The 312-nt window shown below is 52.6% G+C and carries 1 protein-coding gene; it reads right to left on the bottom strand.

What is annotated here, in order from left to right; genetic code table 11:
• The coding region (dctP, locus tag AB9F29_RS21895) for a TRAP transporter substrate-binding protein DctP (RefSeq protein ID WP_369757246.1) at window positions 1-312 on the bottom strand (312 nt) is incomplete at both ends.

The following is a 312-nucleotide window of genomic DNA, read 5'->3' as shown; positions in this document are numbered from 1 at the left end:
GCTGCTTGGATCGCAGAGAAGATTTGCGCTTGGATCGGAGCGCCCATGACGCGCATCTTGTGACCCATCAAATCGGCCATATCCTTGACCGGCTCTGCTGACGCCAAATTGCGGACACCGCCCCCCGTATAACCGATAATTTTGATGTCTGCTTTTTCAAGCAACTCATCCTCTAGGGGTGCCATAACACCGCTTGAGAGGGCTGCATTCCAATGGTCCAAATCGCTGAAAAGGAACGGCATATCCATGAGGGGGATCGATGGGGCAAAAACAGCCATATTGGACGGCGCCATAACAGCATAATCGATCGCA

This window comes from Falsihalocynthiibacter sp. S25ZX9, assembly GCF_041205405.1.
GTDB lineage: Bacteria > Pseudomonadota > Alphaproteobacteria > Rhodobacterales > Rhodobacteraceae > Falsihalocynthiibacter > Falsihalocynthiibacter arcticus.
This window is presented reverse-complemented; position numbering and strand designations above follow the sequence as displayed.